General features: G+C 49.0%; 17 protein-coding genes. 10 read left to right on the top strand and 7 right to left on the bottom strand.

The genetic code is table 11. The annotated features are described in order from the left end of the window. Positions 1 to 43: 43 nt before the first annotated feature. Positions 44 to 976, bottom strand: a complete 933-nt coding sequence (locus QL234_RS13490; protein WP_281558352.1) for a hypothetical protein — start codon at positions 974 to 976, stop codon at positions 44 to 46. Between the two features lie 499 nt (positions 977 to 1,475). Between QL234_RS13490 and QL234_RS13485 the strand changes: the two genes are divergently transcribed. The 5 genes from QL234_RS13485 (at position 1,476) to QL234_RS13465 (ending at position 7,210) form a co-directional block, all read left to right on the top strand. Continuing rightward, a complete protein-coding gene (locus QL234_RS13485; protein WP_281558351.1) occupies positions 1,476 to 2,756 on the top strand; it encodes a hypothetical protein in 1,281 nt (426 codons plus the stop codon). A 151-nt stretch (positions 2,757 to 2,907) separates the two neighbouring features. Further along, entirely contained in the window at positions 2,908 to 3,282 is a 375-nt protein-coding gene (locus QL234_RS13480; RefSeq protein ID WP_044832002.1) for a hypothetical protein, read from the top strand. 416 nt (positions 3,283 to 3,698) lie between these two features. Continuing rightward, the gene (locus tag QL234_RS13475; RefSeq protein WP_281558350.1) at positions 3,699 to 4,706 is read left to right on the top strand and encodes a kelch repeat-containing protein; all 1,008 of its coding nucleotides are present in this window, start codon (positions 3,699 to 3,701) and stop codon (positions 4,704 to 4,706) included. A gap of 632 nt (positions 4,707 to 5,338) precedes the next feature. After that, positions 5,339 to 6,382: a ribosome small subunit-dependent GTPase A gene (gene rsgA, locus QL234_RS13470; RefSeq protein ID WP_281558349.1), complete on the top strand. Its 1,044-nt coding sequence runs from the start codon at positions 5,339 to 5,341 to the stop codon at positions 6,380 to 6,382. Positions 6,383 to 6,607: 225 nt separating this feature from the next. Beyond that, entirely contained in the window at positions 6,608 to 7,210 is a 603-nt protein-coding gene (locus tag QL234_RS13465; protein WP_281558348.1) for a DUF1614 domain-containing protein, read from the top strand. A gap of 14 nt (positions 7,211 to 7,224) precedes the next feature. On the opposite strand, the gene QL234_RS13460 is transcribed toward QL234_RS13465, so the two are convergent. Next, positions 7,225 to 8,130 carry a LysR family transcriptional regulator gene (locus tag QL234_RS13460; protein WP_281558347.1) on the bottom strand — a complete coding sequence of 302 codons (906 nt, stop codon included), beginning with the start codon at positions 8,128 to 8,130 and terminating at the stop codon, positions 7,225 to 7,227. Between the two features lie 127 nt (positions 8,131 to 8,257). On the opposite strand from QL234_RS13460, the gene QL234_RS13455 reads away from it, so the two are divergent. From QL234_RS13455 to QL234_RS13435, 5 genes are all read left to right on the top strand, one after another. Beyond that, positions 8,258 to 8,932, top strand: a complete 675-nt coding sequence (locus QL234_RS13455; protein WP_281558346.1) for a pirin family protein — start codon at positions 8,258 to 8,260, stop codon at positions 8,930 to 8,932. Positions 8,933 to 9,029: 97 nt separating this feature from the next. Beyond that, complete coding sequence (locus QL234_RS13450; protein WP_281558345.1) at positions 9,030 to 9,746, top strand: hydrolase; 717 nt, start codon at positions 9,030 to 9,032, stop codon at positions 9,744 to 9,746. A gap of 382 nt (positions 9,747 to 10,128) precedes the next feature. Continuing rightward, a complete protein-coding gene (locus tag QL234_RS13445; RefSeq protein ID WP_281558344.1) occupies positions 10,129 to 10,278 on the top strand; it encodes a hypothetical protein in 150 nt (49 codons plus the stop codon). Then, entirely contained in the window at positions 10,271 to 10,552 is a 282-nt protein-coding gene (locus QL234_RS13440) for a hypothetical protein (RefSeq protein ID WP_281558343.1), read from the top strand. Before QL234_RS13445 ends, QL234_RS13440 begins: the two co-directional genes overlap by 8 nt. Positions 10,553 to 10,971: 419 nt before the next feature. Continuing rightward, on the top strand, positions 10,972 to 11,397 hold the full coding sequence (locus QL234_RS13435) for a potassium channel family protein (RefSeq protein ID WP_281558342.1): 426 nt from the start codon (positions 10,972 to 10,974) through the stop codon (positions 11,395 to 11,397). Between the two features lie 110 nt (positions 11,398 to 11,507). Here QL234_RS13435 and QL234_RS13430 read toward each other — a convergent pair whose 3' ends face one another. The 5 genes from QL234_RS13430 to QL234_RS13410 all read right to left on the bottom strand — a co-directional run bounded on the left by QL234_RS13430 (position 11,508) and on the right by QL234_RS13410 (position 20,673). After that, positions 11,508 to 12,758, bottom strand: a complete 1,251-nt coding sequence (locus QL234_RS13430) for a M12 family metallo-peptidase (protein WP_281558341.1) — start codon at positions 12,756 to 12,758, stop codon at positions 11,508 to 11,510. Positions 12,759 to 13,267: 509 nt separating this feature from the next. Next, positions 13,268 to 14,575 (bottom strand): tetratricopeptide repeat protein, encoded by a 1,308-nt coding sequence (locus QL234_RS13425; RefSeq protein ID WP_281558340.1) that lies wholly within the window; start codon positions 14,573 to 14,575, stop codon positions 13,268 to 13,270. 17 nt (positions 14,576 to 14,592) lie between these two features. Next, positions 14,593 to 16,308 (bottom strand): hypothetical protein, encoded by a 1,716-nt coding sequence (locus QL234_RS13420; protein ID WP_281558339.1) that lies wholly within the window; start codon positions 16,306 to 16,308, stop codon positions 14,593 to 14,595. A gap of 46 nt (positions 16,309 to 16,354) precedes the next feature. Then, positions 16,355 to 18,688, bottom strand: coding sequence for a hypothetical protein (locus QL234_RS13415; RefSeq protein ID WP_281558338.1), 2,334 nt, complete (start codon positions 18,686 to 18,688; stop codon positions 16,355 to 16,357). A gap of 2 nt (positions 18,689 to 18,690) precedes the next feature. Next, entirely contained in the window at positions 18,691 to 20,673 is a 1,983-nt protein-coding gene (locus QL234_RS13410) for a GMC family oxidoreductase (protein ID WP_281558337.1), read from the bottom strand. Between the last annotated feature and the right edge of the window lie 13 nt (positions 20,674 to 20,686).

The raw sequence follows: 20,686 nt of genomic DNA, 5'->3' as shown, positions 1-20,686 counted from the left end.
TTATAGCCTTAGCCGACGTTAAATAGCCGGTCAGGCTGAAGGTTTAATAAGGGGTGCAATCAGGATTGCCGTCCAGGGTACAAACCCGCTTGCCGCCTGTGGTCCAGCGTTTATAAGTCAGGTTGCCGATAGTGACCGCCAGGGATTGTTTATGCACGACGATATTGCCGACGGAGAACGAGAAGTTGTCGTTGATGATGGTCTCTTTAGCTAACTTGTCCCGGATAACCTGCCCGTAATCTATTCCCTGGAACATGAGTTCGTTCAGCGGGATATATTCTTTTACCCCAAAAAACGACAAGCTGAATGCGTCACCGCCATTATAGAGATAGTTCAGATCTGCCGGCAGCTGTGAATTGATTTTATCGTCGACGATAGAATCAACCAGGGGATCTAAGATATCGCCAATGATCGGGATACTCAGGTCAACATCAACATCTGCCGTTAGCGGGGCGTGAAAGTCGGTAACATTAACAACGCCGTTGAAATAGTCATATTCGCCTGTGATGTTGATGTTATTGATATTCGCTCTGATGGTGCCTTCGGCGTACCAGCTTTTTTCGACCTTGGCATAACCGGTCAGGTTAATGCCGTTAATGGTAAAGTTGAGGGTATTGGGCTTACTGCTGGGGGTGAAGTTGGTCGTTAAGGTTCCGGAAGTATAGACATTTTTATATTTTATGCTCAGACCTTCATCGTTTGCCAGTTTGGTAAGAGCTTCGTTGGTTGCTTCCACCATAGGATTGTCGATGGCATTGTATCTGGCATGGGTAATTTTCTGCAAGGTACCGTCTGCCCATAGATCCCTGTTGGGGAAATCGCGACGGTAGAATTCCGCGCCGTTATATAAACCGGCTTCATGTAAGGCCGCATAATAAATGAATCCGTGAGTATTGCTGTCGGGCAGGGCTGAACTGGTCGTTGATACCGAGAGTAATAATGCGGTACCGGCGGCGGTGACAAGTGTCTTTTTCATTTTACATCCTTATTTTGTGTTTAATAAATGTTAAAATTATCAGTGTAAAATGTAAACATCAACGAGGTAAGATAAACTTATAGTAAGAAAAAGTAACAATAGCTGCACAACCGGCAACAGCAAAAAAGCTAAGAATGTGATTACGGCAAGCGTAAACACCTGCCCGCACTGTGATGCCGACTTTAAACACAAGTAATACCAGTTCGTTAAATTAATTTGTTATTATTTTGGATTACTTGCTAATGGCTCACCTTTGTTGCCATCACAGAGCATAAGAATAATAGGGGCAGGGAAGCATTTATAGCCGGAGTAAAAGTATTTACGCCGGGCTGTAAGATAAGAAAATAAATCCTGATTTTCGGTGACGGAATGAATAACGCTGGCGGACATGAGTTTCCACGAAACCCGTGTAGCCGGCGTTTTATATGCATAACTCCCGGTGTTTATTGTATGAACGATGCGCTAAACGCAGGGAAAACCGAGTTGTTAGGATCAGATCATGTTAGAACTGATGGAATATGCGCTGTGGATGCAGCGTACCAAAGCCGGGATCAATAAGCCCAGAAGCAGTGCCCTGAAAAATATCGATAATAAGCTCAAATGTTATCATCTGCGGGGCAGAAGCCCAGCCCTGAGACAGGAAGTCGCCACCGCCGTTGACATCTGGCAGCAAGAAAAAGGTGTCGCCTGGAAAAACAGCATACGTAATACCAATGGCGCGGTCAGCGACTTAATCAAGCAAATCAATAACGAGTTTGAGTTAAGTGAGCTGGATCAAACGGCAATCCGCTACCTGCAAGATCACCGTCGTCAATATATTGTCCATTTGTTCCAGGGGCGGGAAATAAAACTCTCCAGTAAGTTTTATACCGCTTATGAAGTGACAACTTCTGTTTATCAGGCGGGCAGTGTCGGCAGTGCCGCATATAGCCAGGCGAAAAACCTGGTGAACCTGATCTTGGGTAATGCGGTTAATGATCCCGGGATGATGGCGCTGATCAAAGATATTCTCGGCAAAAGTTTATCGGAATTTATCACTGAAATAGCTCCAGGGGTCGGGCTGGCCTACTCGACCTCTATGGCGACTTATAACAGTTATTTGGCACTTTCTGCTGCCCGTTCGGCCCACAGCATTAAAAATGCCCGGCAAGGTTTGTTACCCGGCGATCCCACAGCCGCTTTTCTGGCGGTGAAAACCCTGATAGAAAGGGAAAGGAATGCCTGCGCCGCCCATGCCGGTATTTATGCCGTGGAGGCGACGGCCAAAGCCGCGGGGATCTTTTTGGATGCGGGGGCGGCCACAGGCACCGCCGCGTCAATTATCGGTATGACTTCCCGGTTGTTAATCACTTTATACCTGCTGAAAAAAGACTGGGATGAGATGCAGGCGGTGAAAGGTTTGTTCCAGAAACCCTGGGAGATAGACAATAGTTTATTTGCCAAGAGTCCCTTGCTCGGCTGTTACTTCCTGTTAAGCGCCGATACTTGGGTGATCGTTAACCTGATCTGCAGCGATTTCGGTAAACCCGGTTATAAATACCAGGTAGAGCAGGCGGTGAAAAATCACTTAAACCCACTAATGGTGGTGGCCGGGCAATGTATCGTCAACCACAGGATGACGTTGACCGGGCCGGTGCCGAAACTTACGGTTGAGCGTGAAGATGACCTGACGCAAATTGCTATCAGGGACGCCAAGCTGGCGGATCAAATCAACAGCAGTTTATATAACAAGTTATACAACAAGCTCTTTAAAACCGAGCTGCAAGGTTACTTTAAATAAACTGTCAGAAAATTGTTGAATTTGACTAAGGCACGACTCTTGCTTTCACTTAGCGGTATTTTTTTATTTATTAAATTATCTGCAAGTATATTATCTGCGAGAGCTGCAAGAGCTATGCTAAACAGGTAGATGTTCATTATAAGGAAGTCTTATGGTAACTAATATCATTCTTGGTACTAATGACCTGGCCAAGGCCGAACAATTTTACGATTCCTTGCTGGCCCTTTTTGGCGCTAAACAAACAATAAAAAATGATAGCTCCGTTTTGTGGAAGTCGGAAACGAACAGTGTCGGTATTGCGGTATGTATACCTTTTGACGGCCTTCCGGCAAGTAACGGCAATGGTACTATGATCGGGCTAAAAGCCGAATCGTTCGACCACCTGAAAAATGTTTATAAAACTGCCCTGATCTTGGGGGGTACCTGTGAAGGGGAGCCGGAAGAGCGTGAGCCGGGTGTTTATGCCGCTTATTTCAGGGATCTTGATCACAATAAGTTTGGTGTGTTTTACCTGAGTGAAAAGTAGTCATTAATTAAAGCAGGTTATTGAAGGAGATAATATCCCGGTAACCTGCTCTCTCTTCATTGGCAAGAAAATATGCCATCCAGCCTAATCGTCCGAAACCTCTAATAAACCAGGTCTCCCCAGCAACCAGGATATAAAGCTTGAAGCTCACGACCATCTCCGGTGTAGTGCTTTTTCATTCTTAGCATCTTTTTCAGGTGTTGTGGCTATGGCAATGAATGCTTTCTCTTCCTGGTAGTACAGGAAGCAAAGTTTTATTCAATTATTCTTTAAGTTTATGGCTTACTGTATTAATAATATTACCTGGTCACTATAAGAGCACTTTAACCAGCAGATGATGCCGGTATCATACGCACAGAAAAAGGAAAATAATGCTGATGAAAATATCTAGAAGGGGGTTTTTAAGGACTCTCGGAATGACAACCGTTATGAGTTTTGATTATTTCTATTGTTCCAGCGCATTCGCCAAATCGGAGCGCTTTTCCTGGACACAGGGCAATGCACTGAATACCCCCATTCAAGAGATATATCCAAGCGTATTTAATGGCGAGATTTATGTTGCCGGTGGCTTTATTCCCAGCAACAGCCCGGTATTCTTCGGGCTGGCGCCTTCCAACCAGGTGCATATCTATACGCCGAATAGGAATAGCTGGCGATACGGTGCTAAGCTGCCAGAAGCGCGGCATCACCTTGGCATGGCCAGTAATTCGCAGTACTTGTATGGCATTGGCGGCTTTTATGGCAGTAAGGGGAATGCATGGCAAGCAAAAGACAGTGTTTACAAGTTAGCAGCGAATGGAAAAGCCTGGCAATCAGCTCCGTCTTTGCCTATTCCATTGGCTGAATCTGTTTATGCTGCTCATGCTGAGAATATTCACGTTATCGGTGGCAAGACATTTGATAAGCTGGCGAGAAGAAACATAGATACGAATAGTCATTTTGTTCTCGTAGACAACAAGCATTGGGAAAAAGCTGCGCCAGCGACAATAACCAGAAACTCTGCGGCTTGTGCAGTATTGGACAAGAAAATATTCGTTATTGGCGGTAGAAAAGCCGGCACTAAAGCGCAAAACATGCAGTTTGCTGAAGTGTACGACACTAAAGCTGACAAGTGGGAAGCTATTAAACCTTTGCCGGCTGCCTTGGCCGGTTTAACTGCTGTAGTGTTAAATAAAAAGATAGTTGTCGCAGGAGGAGAGGCATTCGGGCCTAACGGGAATTGGCGAACAGGAAAAGCATTTAGCCAAATATGGGCATACGACCCGGTCAAAGATTCGTGGACACAAGAGCTGAATATGCCTCAACCCAGGCATGGTCATGGCGCCATAACGCTTAATGATAAAATGTACATTATCGGTGGGGCTGCTAAGGTCGGACCGCAAGAGACATTATCATCGTTACTTATTATGGAAGAGCGGGCTTAAACATTCAGAAAGTGGGGCTGGGCACCAAAAACAGACTTTAGTAAAAACGTCCATGTTCAATCTGGATGTCCGGCTCTACTTTTGCAGCAAGGCGGTTAAAGTTTCACGTTTTGGCGACTATGAACCTTAAGCAGCGAAAAAAACACAACAGGCGGTTATCGCTTACAGGTACCGGCAATCCCATGCTGTAAACCCGGCAGGTTATCTGCTCTTAACCTGCTATCTCATGCTTAAGTTAATCCATAGTGCAATAAAAGTGTTTGACTCTTTGGGCGATTTCAATCACTATTTGGGCGTTATTTATAGTTAACCAATTTAATCAACAAGGAGAATTTGATGATAGTCTTCAACCTAACGCCGGCGACAAAGATCTGAGCTGAAAAAGTTTATCTGCCATTTTATTTTGGCTTTTAGTGATAAATTTGCGTTAAACCTGATAAGTTAAGGCAAGTCCTTGCTTACCATTTTATCGTTCTACCGTTTTTATATTTTTCATATCAAGCGATCTTTGTGATCCCGCTTATTCGTGCCCGTTTCCTTAATAAACTGATGACAAATCAGGAAACTAAGCATTAAGCGATCTCTTACGTCCGGCCCTCACTTTTTCTATTACCTTTTGCCGGAGCAAAACATTGAATTTTTCTAAATTACAGCCACTTGGCTGGTCAAACTATTTTTTACAACAAATGGCTTTAGCCGACACCCTGACGGAAAACGGTCCGCAGCCTTTTCGTATCAGTGCTATTTACCGAAGCCGTATCGATGCCATAGGGGAGCAAGGGGAACAGACCTTAATGTGTCCCGAGCACTTTCTGCCGGTCAGGCAGCATCTTGCCGTGGGAGACTGGGTGCTGGCACGCAGGCGGCATGAGCACTTTTACATCGAAAACATCCTGATGGCGAAAAACCGTATTGAGCGATACTCGGGGCATGAACACCAGCTGATAGCCGCCAATCTCGATTATCTGTGGATAGTTACCAGCGCCAATGAAGACTTTAACCTCAAACGCTTGCAGCGCTATCTGGCACTGGCCTATGAATTTTCCGTTGAGCCTGTGGTGATACTGACAAAGACGGATCTCGGCGACAAAGAAGCCTATCTTAAGCAGATCCGCTCCCTGAGCATCAGTGAAGTGCACGCGGTTTGTGCGCATCAGCTAGAAACCTTGGCGCCGCTATCGGCTTATTTTCATCCCGGCAATACCATAGCTTTGGTGGGCTCTTCCGGCGTGGGAAAATCAACCCTGGTCAATCTTGTTTCAAAGGGAGAGCAGCTCACCCGGGAGATCCGCAGCGATGACGGTAAAGGCAAGCATACCACCACCAGCCGGCAACTGTTTTTCAGTGAGCAGCAGGTCGCATTTATCGATACTCCGGGTATGCGGGAATTACAGCTACCCGGGGCAGCCGAGGGCATTAAGCAGGTTTTTGCCGAAATTGATGAACTGGCGCATGCCTGCAAGTTTAGCAATTGCCATCATGGCGAAGAGCCCGGTTGTGCGGTGCAGGCGGCGATAACAAACGGCAGCCTGAGCGAAGAGCAGTTTGCCGGTTATCAAAAATTATTGAAGGAGGATGCTTTTTTACAGCGCCGTGATGCAGGCACTTATGCCATGAAACAGCAGCAAAGGGCGTTTGCTAAAATGGTCAACAGCCATAAAAAGGAAAAATGGTAGCCTTGCCGGTCGGGGTTGACTATTTTTTCTGCCCGGGCAATAGCCGCAGTTGCTTGCGGCTATTGCTTTATTTTGCCATTTTTTAGCGCCGGTTTGTCGGCAGTTAAAAATTATGGCTTATGATCAACTATAGGGGAACAGCTTATATGAGGTCCTAACATGCCCGCCGGGTTCTTTGCCCTTGTTTGTTTCTTTTTGCTGCTGGTTTTGTGGCCATTGATCTTTATGGATATTATGTTGCTGGCGTTGGTGAAACTTGGTATCCCGCCTTTTTTCGGCTTGTTTATTATTTTGGCGATTGTCGTCGGCAGTTTTATTAATATCCCGTTGAAGCGTTATCGCTTTCGCGAAGAAATCAAGTCCAACTGGCTGAAGTTATATGGCTTAGAGCACAGGTTTTTGCCGTTAAGGCTAAAACAAAATGAAATGGTGATTGCCGTTAATGTCGGCGGTTGTCTGGTGCCCTTACTGCTTGCCCTGTACCAGCTGGGGCGTTTATCCATGACCGGGGGACTGTTGATGGCGATGGCGGCCATTATTATTAATGTCGTGATCTGCTACCGCCTGTCTAAAGTAAAACCCGGGATTGGCATCTTGTTACCGGCTTTTTATCCCGGCATTATTGCCGGGCTTTGCGGGCTGTTATTTTATCCGCAAAACCCCTCGGCGGTGGCTTTTTGCTCCGGTATTCTCGGGCCGTTAATCGGTGCTGATCTTCTTAATTTAAAACAAATTGTTCAATTAAGGGCGGGCACGGCCAGCATAGGCGGTGCCGGTACTTTCGACGGTATAGTCATTTCTGGTTTTATCGCATTATTGCTGACCTGAAAAATTTTGGATACTTATGGCTCCTTCGCCTTGAAGCTAGTTTCCAGGTAATCGAGCAGCGCCCTGAGTTTAGGCATGGCACCTTTATGGCTGGGATAAAGGGCGTAAATATCGGCTTTTTTATAGTGCCACTGTGGCAGGATACGCACCAGGGTTCCCTGATTAACCGCCTGCTGGCCAATATAATCAGGCAATACCGTAATACCGGCATCATCCTGGGCCAGGCGGCACAAGACATTAAAATCATCGCAGCAAAAGGCCGCTTGGATCTCTACCCGACAGCTTTTTTTGCCCTGGTACAGCTGCCACTGCTGCTTACTGTCCAGGCTGGTCATCAATAAGCAGTCTAAGTTTGCAAGCTGCTCGGGGGAGTGAAAATCACCGGCTTTCATCTTCACCGACGTTAAATATCCCGGGGAAGCATAAAGGTAAAGCTCCCGGCTGCAGAGTTTTTTCGCCATCAGGTTAGAGTCTTCGAGTTCACCGACCCTCAAGGTTAAATCATAACCCTCCTCAATTAAGTCTACCCGGCGGTTGCTGAGGTTGAGCTCCAGCCGTACCTCGGGATAGAGGCGCTTAAATCCGGCGAGGTAGGGGGAGAGCAGGCCCTGGCCAACGGCAACTGAGGTACAGATCTTAAGTTTACCCCTAGGGGAGGCCATTAAGGTATTCACCGACAACTCGGCGCTTTGCATTTCTTCCTGAATGCGTAAGCAATGTTGGTAATAGACCTTGCCCACCTCCGTCAGGTGCTGGGCGCGGGTAGAGCGCTCCAGCAGGCGCGCCCCCAGACTTTGCTCCAGCCGGGTAATTTTGCGGCTGATATTGGACTTGGGCAAGTCATAGGCCAGGGCAGCAGCGGTGAAACTGCCTTTCTCGACAACGGTGGCAAATACCAACATATCATTTAAGTTTTTCACCTTTACCTCTTGTTTGTTACTCCAAATAGAACATTGATTTACTTTTTAACTTATATATCCATTTAGTGCAATTAGATAAGCTGTGATCCGTCATTTAGCAGAACCTAAAACCAAGCGGAGAGCGCCAATGCGATTATTACACTTTAACGATCTGCCCCAAGGGGGCTTTGCCGGACTGAGAGAACGTCAACTGGTGATCGACCCAAAAATGAACCGTGGCCGGGTCCACCCGACTGCCGCCAGCGGCATAGGCAATTTTGTTTATCTGGCGGATGCCAATTTTAAGCCCAAAGGGGAAACCGGACTGCACCCCCACCGGGAAGTAGATGTGATTTCTGTGATGGTGGACGGGCGCATCAGCCATGCCGGTTCGCTGGAGCACGGCCAGCAGCTTAATGCCGGTTCGGTGCAGGTGCAGCGCGCCGGTGGCGAAGGCTTCAGCCATAACGAAATCAATCCCGACAACAAAGAAAATAACATGATCCAGTTATGGGTGTTGCCTGAGCAACCCGGGCAGAAAGCCGGTTACAAGGTTTATCAGCCGCAAGCAGGACAGCGCATGCGTATTTACGGCGGCAGCGAAGGGCAAGAAGACACTTTTGCCAGCAAAACTGCAATTGATATTGCCCAGCCCCTGGCCGGCGAGCAACTGGAGCACAAGGGCAAAGTGATGGCCTATATCGTTAAAGGCTCGGCCAGCTTTAACGGACAGACGGTGAAGCCCCGCACCCTGGTGCGCAGTGACGGCTTAACCATTAAAGCGATATCGGACAGTAAAATCATCCTGATTTATGTGTGCTGATATTGAGAGAAACCCGGGGAGAAAAAGCCTGGCTCAGAGCCTGCTGATGCACTCCAACTTACATTCACTAACCAAGAGACTAACTAAGAGAGTAATCATGAAAAAATTTAAAACCTTTACTGCGTTATTAACCGCTGCAACGCTGGCTTTGAGCTCTATGAGCTGGGCTAAAACTGAGCCGGTGGCAAACAAATTTTCTGAAACCCTAACCCCGGACAATGCCATGCTGGCGATGATTGACCATCAAACCGGTTTATTGGTAGGGGTCAGGGATCTCGATCCTATGTTGCTAAAAAACAATATCCGCGGCTTAACCGCCATGGCTAAAGTACTGGACTTACCCAGTGTTATTACTTCCAGTTATCCGGGCGGGCCAAACGGTCCCATCATGCCGGATATCCTGGAAAACCTGCCCGATGCCCCTGTGATTAACCGCCAGGGGGAAATCAATGCCTGGAAATCACCGGAATTTAAAAAAGCCATAGAAAAAACCGGCCGTAAAAAAATCATTATGGCGGGTCTGGTCACCGACGTGTGCTTGTTATTCCCGGCCCTAAGCGCTGTGGCGGAAGGCTATGATGTTTATGCGGTCATTGATGCTTCCGGTACCTGGAATGACACGGTACAACAGGCAGCGATTGCCCGCATGACTCAGGCGGGGGTGAAGGTGACTACTTGGGGCTCGGTACTTGCAGAAATCATGGACGACTGGCGCAGCCCTAAAGGTATGGAGCTTGGCGGAGTATTAGGTGAGCATACCTCTTACGGCTGGGTGTATAGCAGTTATATGTCTCAGGCCAGTCAAGGTAAATAACAAAGTACTACCGGAGGCGGGCAGCTTTAACGGCTGCCCGTTTATAATTCATTTCAGAGTGAGGTTTTATCCTGACAATAGACTGGGCTATATTTTCGTTGACTGTTGCTGCCCTGTAACAAGCCATCAACCTCTATTTTTATTCATATCTTTCATATGGTTGGTGTGTTCGTACTGCTATCAATACAGTACGGACAATTAGCATAAACATTAAATTCCAACCCAGGGAGATTTTTCCGGTATTTTGTACTATCACTAACAGGTGAATTCCCCGTCAGTGGAGGTGTTTAAAGCAGAGAACCAGCAGATAAACCAAGCGCTGCCCCTAAGTGGACCAACACTCAGAGACAGCTAACCACAACAGATATACGAGGTATCCATCATGGCTAAATCTAATGATATGCCAGAGTTTCACTCGGTTAAAGTTTCTTTAACAGAAAATATACCACCCCCCACCGTCAGGCAGCCACCATCAGCTTATGCCAGCAACTATACGCAGTTAACCGGCAAGGGAGGAAACCGTCATGTCTGAATCAAACCTACCACTCACTGAGGATGCAATCAAAAGAGAACAGCTGTCGAGCGATTTTGTCAATCTTGGTGACGATTTTGCTAAATTCAGTGAAGAATGCGCCTTCCTGTTCGATGCGTTCGCAGCGGTTACCCGCGAGCCCGAATGCATCACGGAGCACACCAGTGAAGGTATCAGGCACCTGTGCTATTGGCTCAAATATCAGGTTATCGGCTACCGGGAGAAAATAGGCGAGATGCAAGCATGCTGGAGAGTGCTCAGCCGCAAGAAGTAATGTTAACTACGTAAGATTGACTATGAGGTAAACAGAGCAAAAGCCGGGCGGGTTAACGGCAATAAGAGTTTCAACTATGCCAATAACCCGTCCGGTACTAAATGCAATCCTGGCAACCCTGAGAGGAATTGCCTTCCTGTTCACGCATGTTAACTTAAGCGCTAGTGTTTACCTGTCCGTCACTAGCAATTCATACATTTCATCGCTACTGGCTAGTAATCCTGATGTCGTGATAATCCCCCGTATAGCTGAACTTTTCATACCGCAGAAGAATTAACAGCAACACTAAATGCAAACAAAGCCATAGACTGTCAGGGAGCCGGAGGGAAACAGCTATCTAGATGCTTGTTACCCAAGAACTTTTATCTTAATCTAGCGTCATGCGCAGTGAATAAGCAATCCCGGTTGAAGGGGAACAAATGATAGCTCTGGTTTTAATCAATAGCCTGGTGGTGATTGTATCGGTATTGGTACATTACGAATTTCTTTACCGTCTGAGCCTGTATATCCCGAAAATGAAAATACATCACAGGTACCGGATTGTCATTGGCGTGCTTGGCGCCTTAACGGCACATGCCTTTGAGATCTGGATTTTTGCTTTCGCTTATTATTTTTTCAACAGCGTTGAAGGTTGGGGGCACCTGAGCGGCAATGTTAGCGGCAGTTTATTGGACTGCGGTTATTTTTCCTTTACTGTATTTACCACCTTAGGCTTTGGCGACATCCAGCCGGAGGGAGATTTAAGGTATTTGACCGGCATTGAGTCATTAACCGGGCTGGTGCTGATCACCTGGACCGCTTCGTTTTTATACTATGAAATGCAAAAACACTGGGGGCTTGATTAGGGCCTGTTTATCTTTTTATGCAACGAATTAACAGAAGAAATAAACAAGTCAAAAAAGGCCGGACTCAGTTAGGGCTGTGTCCGGCCTTCGTTTACTCGTTAAGCACAGGCTTAACGGAAAGCCGCAATTTCAGTTTTGGTGGTATTTAATACCAAAGCGTTGAAGCTGCTGGCTTCTGTGCCCATCACGTCACCGTTATACTGGACAAAAGGGTTTGACCAATAGTTGATACGGGTACAACCGCGGCGACAGTTATACGCCATAATGGTGCGCCATCCTGCACGGTCGGCCTGGTAGCCGTGGCCGTAGGCATAAGGGGTTTTGGTCGGATCGTTCTTCGGATCGTGGCGGGCAGACTGCAGATGGCCGACCTCGTGACCGAAAGAGTAATAGCCAGTGGCGCAGTCATAATGTACCGCGGCAAAAGCGGTTTCTGCCGTTGAGCCGATACCGGAAGCCAAGCCGCAATATTGGCCGTTGTCTATCATCAGCATACCGACATCAGCGCTGATTTGATCCCGGGTATTGTGGATGTTATCCATCACGCCGTCACTGGTTTCACGGTAACGGGCAAGATCGGTTTCAAAGCTGCCGCTTTCGGTGTAGTTCACCTGGTATTTACCGGCAAGTTCCATATTAATGGTCACACCGGCATTGGCATATCCCTGGTTGGTTTCGGCAATAGCCAAATCAATCAAGCCGTTGATATCACCGCTGGCGGCCGCTGCTGCCGGCGTATAATGTACCATGATACGAATCGTTTCAGTCGGTCCCGGATCCGGTGGTGTGCCCGGATCAGTGCCCGGTTTGGCCTGGATTGCCGCTTTTATGTCCTGCTTGGCGGCTTTGGCGATATGGTCGAACTCTGCCGGGTGATCTGCCGGTGCCTGGCTCTCATCAACCGTGATCAGGGCATGACCAGAACCTGCCAGCGGGCGTAATTGATACAGCTCACCTTCAAGACGGATATTGGCGGTCACTTTATTATTGTTACGGACAAAAGTGACGGAATTACGCGGGTCTAAACCTGTAGTCGCGCTGGCGGTTTCCAGGATGTTACCCGCCCAAATCAGGGTGCCGTTGCCGGTTTGTTTGGCGCTGTTCTTTAATATCGTAAGATCGCGGCCGTTAACGCTCAGACTGATTTCATCACTGTCTAACATAATACTTTGGGCATCAAGCTCTACCAGGTCGATGGCGCGTGACTGGGCTTTACCGGCGATATTCTGTAATACCCTGTCCTTGCCCCAGGCATTGGCCTGAGCACTGGCATTCATGATGGAATTAACTGGCTTGGCTGCCATGGCAGCTGTGGTTAATAAGCTTAAGCCAAGTGCTAAAGCAATTTTGCTTTTGATCATGTACTTTCTTCCTTTTTATCGGCAGCGGGCATTGTCTGAACTGCTGCTGCACTTTGTTTATAGTTATTATGTTCTTGTTGTCGTTAAGGTCTTTAGTTACTTAAGCTGTCACCATCAGTTGCCTGATATTTCTGCTAAGAAATGCTCGGTAACTCATATCGGGCTTTACCGCAACAAGTGATTTGAGGTTAACAAAGAGCTGGTTTAAGGGATCGCACTGGTGCGACAGAAATTCGAACAATTACGACACGGTAAATTATTCATTGGTGAGTAAAAAATTATTTGTTTAAAACACAGTAACTAAAAATTATGGTCTGATGAGTTGCCGGGATGAAATATATCAATTTAAAATTATTTTCTGTCATGCTTTGTATAATATTCAATCGATAAAGCCACAGCAGAAATAAAAAATTACCTTTACCTGGGATTTTTTATTTCCTCAGCTTGTTTGAAAATCGACCGGGCAAGGTGAGTTGGCCGGTCGGCGTATGAAAAAAAGTTAGCAGCTTTTACTCAAGTGTCTTTTCCAGTCCCCGCGCCAGCTCCTCTATCCCCGGGTTGCGCCAGGGGGTGGATAAGATCTGCCGGTAAAGCTGCTCCGCTTGCTCTGTTTGGCCAAGCTTAAGGTAGCTTTTCGCCAGCAGGGTTTTGCTGTCGGCATTGGGACGGGCATTGAAGTTGAGCTGGGCGCTGCTCAGCAGTGCCGGGTGGGTTTGCTCCAGGGTAAGCAGGCGTTCGACAAAATGTCCGGCGGCGGCTTCGGGGTACATTTGCTGTCTGAGGGTAAACTCTGCCATGGCTTCATTGTGTAATTGCTCGGCTTCTTCCGTCTGTCCGTGTTGCTCAAGCAGCAAGTCTGCCAGCGCCAGTTTTAATTCCGGGTTGGGGTTTTCAGACACCAGCGCCCGGTACATGTCTTTGGCCTCTTGCTTTTTCCCCGTCAGGGTGAGTATTTCGGCGATATGTTCTTCAATCAGCCAGTAGCCGGAGTAGGCGCGGTCGGCGGTTTGATAAAACGCCAGCGCCAGATCATAGTTTTCCTGTTCCAACTCCAGCAAGCCTTGTTGCAGCTTGACCCAGGCATATTGATAAAGCTGTTTGGCGGAAAGCATCTCACCGGCTTGCTGATACAAGGCTCTGGCCCGGTCAGGCTCACCGGTATTAAGGGAGTAGTGGGCGAGGCGGACCAGGTTTTCCCAGCCGGGGGCATCTGCTATCAAGGCCTGTAGCAGGTTTTCTGCCTGGCGGTACTGGCCAAGTTGCAGGGCAATATCAAGGCGTAATGCCCGTACCGGTGTGCTCTCTTGTGCCTGTGGCGGTAAGCTGTCAAGCAATCTGGTGGCATTATCGAACCTGTGCATGCCGGCATTAAAGTTGGCTTTGGCATAACGCAGCGCGGGCGGATCATTTAGTTGACCGGACATCTTATTGAGTAATAACTCAAGTTTCTGATAATCCTGATACCTGCCGGTGAGTACGGCTTTTCTATGGTAGAGCTCGCTGAGTTTGATCAGCAGCTGCTTGGGGGCCTGAGTAATAGCCGCTGGCGGGATAGGCGCTTTACTGTGTTTGCTGGCAACTGCCTTCTCTGCCGTTTCATTGTTATTTTTACCGTCGACCTTAAGCCCGAGCTGGGCGTTGAGCTTGGCAATATCTTGCTGCAACTGTTGCATATCTTGCTGATACGCGCTGACAACAGGTTCGCTGCAGGCGCTTAGCAGCGCCGTGAATATGCATAAGCATAAAGGCGGCAGCAGACGGGGAATAACACCGCTTATTCCCCTTGGTACTTTGATTAACATATCATCAAAAATCATTTGGCTCACCGGCTGTGCTATCTGTTGCGGTATTCATATTCTTCCTCCTGGATATCGCCGCCGGGCCAGGGCGGAGGCATATAAGGAAAGCTTTTGCTAAACGGGGCGTCGTTAAACAGCGGGTTGGGCGGGTTTTTCGGCATTACCGGGGCCTTGTCCCATAAACTTAAATCCCCCAGGGTTTCGACATTACATTTTTGTCCGCCGCAGCCTGATTTCATATCTAAAAAGGTCGACAGGAAGCGGGTCGCTACCTGGTCTTCAAAGCGGCGGCCAAAGGGCCAGGTGCCTGTGGTGTCCATGTCGATGGAGGTCAGGTTGGGAATAAAGAGTTCAAAGGTGCGCCTAAGGGGTATGTCTTTGCCAGAGTTATTCCAGCTGTCATCCGGCATGTTCAACTCCTGGAAGAAGCATTTTTTCGCCCGCGGGAAGGCCTTGGTGGCCAGTTTATAAGTTTTATACACGGAAATCGGTGAGTTGTCGTGGTCGAAACAGGTGTCTATGCCCAGCGCCGTCACCGAAGGGCCAAAACCCCAGCCGAGATGGCCGAAACGTTTAACAAAGTGCAGCGATAACTTGAGGTTGTTGGCGCCGATGTTTCTGTCGTCGTAACGCTCGCTTAAACCGGCATCCAGAAATGGTACTCCCACGGTATCGACCCGGTTGTAGTTGGCATCGTTATCGTTAAATTCCTGTGCGGTCGGGTCGTTGCCGAAGAAGCTGGCGATACCCAGCCACAGGTTTTGCCAGAAGGAGGGGGCATAATGGGCAATTTTGCTCGACGCTTTGGAGACCCAGCTTTCTCCCCAGATGCGCACTATGCGGTCGTTTTGCGGCTTTTTCGTGATAAAGGTCAGTGGTACTTCAAAAACCAATCCGTTGATATTACGGCCTTTTTGCGCATCCATTCCGCTGTAGACCAGACGGTAGTTTCCCTGGGCATCGGTTTTGTATCGTTTGGCGTCCAGGGTGATTTTGGCGTCTTCGGGCAGATAGAACTTGGTGGTGACGCCGTGGCCGGGATGCTCGGGATCGTAATTAAATAAGGTATTGCCCTCTATTTCCAGCAGGGTTTTCGGGATCGGCAGTTCGCGGTGATCCATAGGGTCGGTATCCGGGATGCGGTAATATTGCGGGCCGTAGTTAATGGAGCGAAAGAAACCGGGCAAGTCGTTAAAGAAGGGATCATCGCGCCCGCCGAGGAAGGTTTTGATTTTATGGCCTGCCGGGGTAGTAATATCCAGGGTTTTATTGGTATCGATCACCTTGGAAAAATCCCCTTCGGGAAAACCTAAAAAGTCGACCTTGGCGCGGTTATCTGTGCTGAAGGTCACCCGGATTTCGGCGGCTTTAAGGCGCAGGTATTTATCTTTTAAGCCGTCAACATAAGAGGCGATGCCTTTTAAGCTGTGCTCTTCAAGTTTGATTGAATGCCTGGGCTCGGCGTTGACCTTGATTTTATAGAGCATGTCCCGGTCAAAAATACCGGTTTTTGGCAGCGGGGCGAAGGTCAGTGCCAGTACCACTTTTTCACCGTCAGACTTATCGTCACTGGGATAACCGAACATGCCGTAGAGATCTGCCGAGCTCACCGGAATGTTGGAAAAAATGGAATTCACCGCATTGGGATCGTTATGGTCGGCGGCCGGGGCGACAAAACTCCAGCTCGTTAACAGCAGCGCAATCAAGGCCGGGCTTTTTATTAAGCTTTTAATCAAGGTATTGAGTTTCATAGGTTGTCCATTTTTAAGGTGTTAAAGTCCAAATGTTTTATCCGATTTAAGGGAGTTGGCGCATGGCCTTGTCATCCTGTATTAACTGTTTCGTCAGCTGATAGCCCAATTCCCGATAGGATTCAAATTGCCGCTCGTCAAAAAACTGATCTGAGGTTGGCTGGTTCGGGTATTCCGGATTGGCGGCCTTATAAGCATATAAATCCCGCGGCAGTCTATTCACTAAAGTGGCTTTGATATAAACCAGTTTGCCGACAAAAGCCTTATTTTCACCGACCGTGGGATAGACGATGTCACCAATAGCATAACCGCGCTGGGCCAGCTGATCTTCCTGCTCGCCGATAATATTGCTGTCGGTTTTCTCATCGCTTTGCTCGGGTCTGAGGGCCGCGCTGCCGGGGGACATGCCCCAGAGGTTAAATTCCGGGTCGGGAAAGCGGATGCGGACACCAAAATCGACCCGGATACGTTCTACCGCATTGCCAAAATCATCATAATGGGCATGGGGATCGGCACTGCCGTCAGAGAGGATGATCACAGGCAAACGGCGGCGCACCAGCTCATACAGCGCGGTATTGTCGAAATGGCCGCCGTCGGATAATTCAATGAAATCGCTGTCTTCTTCATGGCCGAAGTTGAATAAGTTGCCGGTGCCGGGACGGATATAGTTGGGTTTGCGCTTTTGATCTTTTTCTGTGGTGTGCTTGGGGTTCAAGGCCCAATAACCCAGGCGCATGCCGAAAAAGGTCAGCAGGTAAGACACCAGTGGCGTCGTGGTTTTGCCTATGCCGGAAACGCCTGCCTGGGGATTTAATGCCGCCCCGGAAATAGACATGGCGGTGGCCAGGGTTAATTTACCGTCGATAAAGATATCTGTTGCCACATAGCTGGTGGCGTCGCTGCCGCAATAAAGGGGGGAGAGCACAAAGCTGTCCCCCAGGCGTCCCCGGTATTTAGGGTGGCTGGCATTATTGAGTATGATATTGGTATTGATCAAATGATACGGCGACCAGTTATTCCCCTGCGCCAGCTCTGACAGCAGGGAGTCGTTGGCGTCTTTTCCCCGCATCTGCAGCTTGTCGCTTGCTGCAACGTTGGGATCTTTTAAAAAGGTTTCCATCAGGCGGTCGCGATACATTTTATGGGGACTGATTTGGTTGGTATTAACCCCCAGGCCAAAGAAGGCGGTTAATGCCAGTGCCAGTATCAGCCATAGTCCCTGGCCGTCAGCCGCTAAAGTGAGCAGTAATTCCGCCAATAAATAGGCAACCACCAGTACCACAAACACCAGGGCAATGACGATTAATGAGCTGATCAGCTTGTCGGCCATACCCGGCGGTTTGCTGTTATCGCTGTCGTTTTTCATTTGTCTCAGGGAGACCAATACTCCAAGCACGCTGCTCAATGAAGCGCCTCCAACCATAGAGCCGCTCCATAAGGGGCTGGAGATTTGCGGATCGACAAACTGTGCGGCAAGGGGCAGGGCGGCCAAAGCCAGCGTGGCTGCCAGGGCGCGCACCAGGTAACCGAGAAACTTTTGTACCTTTATTCGAAAAGGATAATTGCGTGCCAGCCAGTGCATAAAATACGAGCTGATCCCATAAACCAAGGTGGTGGCGGCAAACAGCACGGCAACGGCTGCCAGCAGGAGAAGGGCGACGCAAAAAAAATCAAACCTGGCAGAGCCGGTATTGACATCCAAAACACCGGCCAATACGCCGAAAAACTGCATCAAGACCAGGAATAAAAAACACATCAGCAGGGTGTAGGCGATCAGGGAGTGGAAAATACTCAACAGTACCGTGCCCACTAAAGAAGCGCCTCCTAACTGGTGCGGGGTCAGGTATTTGCCGTGCTGGCGGATATAACTTAAGGTGCTGTTTTCCCTTTCGCTGTTGTGCTGGCTACCGGCATAAGTGCTGCGCTTGCCAAAAGGAAAAAAGTTAAACTTTTTCTGATACCAGCTCAGGGCAGAGCCGGCGTAGCCGCCGCCGGAAGCGGTAGACAGATAGCTGAGTTTATGAAAAATGCTCGGGCGTTTATTGTCACTCTGACGGGTTTTTAATCCCTGGATCACCCCGATGGCAAAAGAGGCTGAACGGATGCCGCCCCCCGATATCGCCAGGGCGTATTCAGGGGCGTCTTTTGCCGGGTAATCGGCGGCCTCGATATCCGGATAACGTGCTTTATCCGGATTGCCACCGTTAACGGCATTGCCATCGAGCAGGCGCTGATAGCCTTTATTCAGGTATTTTGGGTAATCCTGCTGTAAATAGTCTTTATCTTCCTCCGTGCTGAAATGGGCCAGGAACTGCTCCCTGACCCGGGCTTTTTCATCTGCGATTACTTCATCGGCATTGAGGTTAGTGGTTTTATCCATAACTATTCTCTGGCAGCGCTGACTGGGGCGGTATCTGCTTGTTCAGGCGGTGTTACCTTGCTTTCGGTTTGCCCCGCTACTTTTGCCGGTGCTTGCCTGATACCGGCGGCATCCTGCTGCAAAATCACGTCGGCGGCTTTTTCCCCTATCATGTAAATGGCGCTGACAATGAAAAAGCCGGGGATTTTATGGAAGCTGGAGGCGTCCACCACCCTGAGATTGGGGGTGCCGCGTACGATAAACTCGCTGTCGAGTACGGCCATGGGATCCTCGTCTGTGCCTATCGGGCAGGTGCAGGAGGCATGGTGTCCCCAGGCATGGTCGCGGACAAACTTTTTCAGCTGTTCGTCGGTTTGTACTTCGCTTCCGGGTAACTCTTCTTCGGCGATAATGCCTTTTTCAATCAGCGGCTGGGTCATCTTGCGGACAAATTTGATCCCTTCCACCACAGAGTCGAGATCTTCTCCCTTAGCATCATTGCCCTCTTCAAAATAGCGGAAATTGATATAGGGAGTATCCGTGGGATCGCTCGACCTTAACGTCACTTCGCCGCCGGTGTTTTTGGTATGGGCCTTAAGCACCGCCCAGGTGAGGTAGTTGAGGTTGTCTGCCAACACTTTGGAGTAAGTGGGGAAATAACCGCGAAACAGCGCCAGCAGTGCGAAACAGAACAAATCCGGCAGCGGCCTTTCCTGCATGGATTTTTTGATCACCGCCAGCACCGCGCCATTGGTGGTATAAACCCCTTTACGCTCTTTTTCCCATTGCTCGTACTGGGGATCTCCCTTGGCGTATTTGGCTCCCTCAAGCACTTCCCAGGTATCAAAGTTCATGCGGTTAACGACACCGACTTCATACCTGTCCTGTAGATTCTTGCCGACTCCTTCTAAGGGGATGCGTACCTTGATGCCGTGTTCTTCCAGGGTGGCTTTCGGCCCTATACCCGAGAGCATCAACAATTGTGGGCTGTTAAAGGCGCCGCCGGATAAAATCACTTCTTTGGTGGCGTTGACCACCCTAAAGTCCGAGCTTTCATTGCGGGGCAGGGAATGGGCTTTATACAGGCGGTTCCCCTTAAGGTATTCCACGCCGGTGGCGCGGTTATAGTCATCGAACAATACCCGGGTAACCAGGGCATCGAGCTCGATATGCAGGTTGTCGGGGTATTTCTCCTGGACTTCGAGTAAACGCTCGCGCGAACCCATTCTTTCGTGGTTGCGGGTCGCCAGCGGCGGATAGCGCAGGCCAAAGGCGTTGTCTTCCACCAAACGCCAGTCGTTGGGATCCCCCAGGCCCTGTATTTGCCACCAGTTACGTTGCAACGGCTCTTTTAAGTCCTCAAAAGCGACTTTGGCGGATTTGACTATGGTTTTTACCAAGTCTTCATCCCCCAGGGCGCTTTTCGGGATAGACTTTTCTGTTTGCAGCCAGCCGTCATAGCCGTGACGGCTACCGTTGATGCCTAAGGTTTTACCTAAGAAACGTTTGAATGGCCTGTGATGGCAGTTTTCCAGTTTCTGGAAATAATTACGCATATTGTCGGCATTCCAGGAATCATCGCCGGTAAGTTTGGCGATATCATTCCAGTCGTCGTTATGGGGGTAGACGGTTATCATGGCATTATGGGCGGTGCAGCCGCCGAGGCAGCCGGCCCTGGGATACAGGACGCCGTCGACCTTTTCCCCCTGGAATTCGCCGGTATACTTGGGATCTTTTTTCTGCTGTTCGTCATTGCCGTAATGGCGGACGAAATAATCCCATTTCATGGCATTATTTTCCGTGCTAAAGGCATGGAAAACCGGCACCTGGTAATCATCCGGCAGGCGGTCTTCGTCCGGTTTGACCGCATCGGATCCGGACGAGGTCATGGGGTCGCTGCCGGACTCCAGCACCAATACCTTCTTGCCGCTTTCTGCCAGCCGGGCGGCCAGGGTACCGCCGCCGGCCCCTGAGCCCACGACGATATATTCGAATTCATCGGTCATTTTCAGCGTCCTT

It is taken from the genome of Thalassomonas sp. RHCl1, from assembly GCF_947387555.1.
Taxonomy (GTDB): domain Bacteria; phylum Pseudomonadota; class Gammaproteobacteria; order Enterobacterales; family Alteromonadaceae; genus Thalassomonas.
This window is presented reverse-complemented; position numbering and strand designations above follow the sequence as displayed.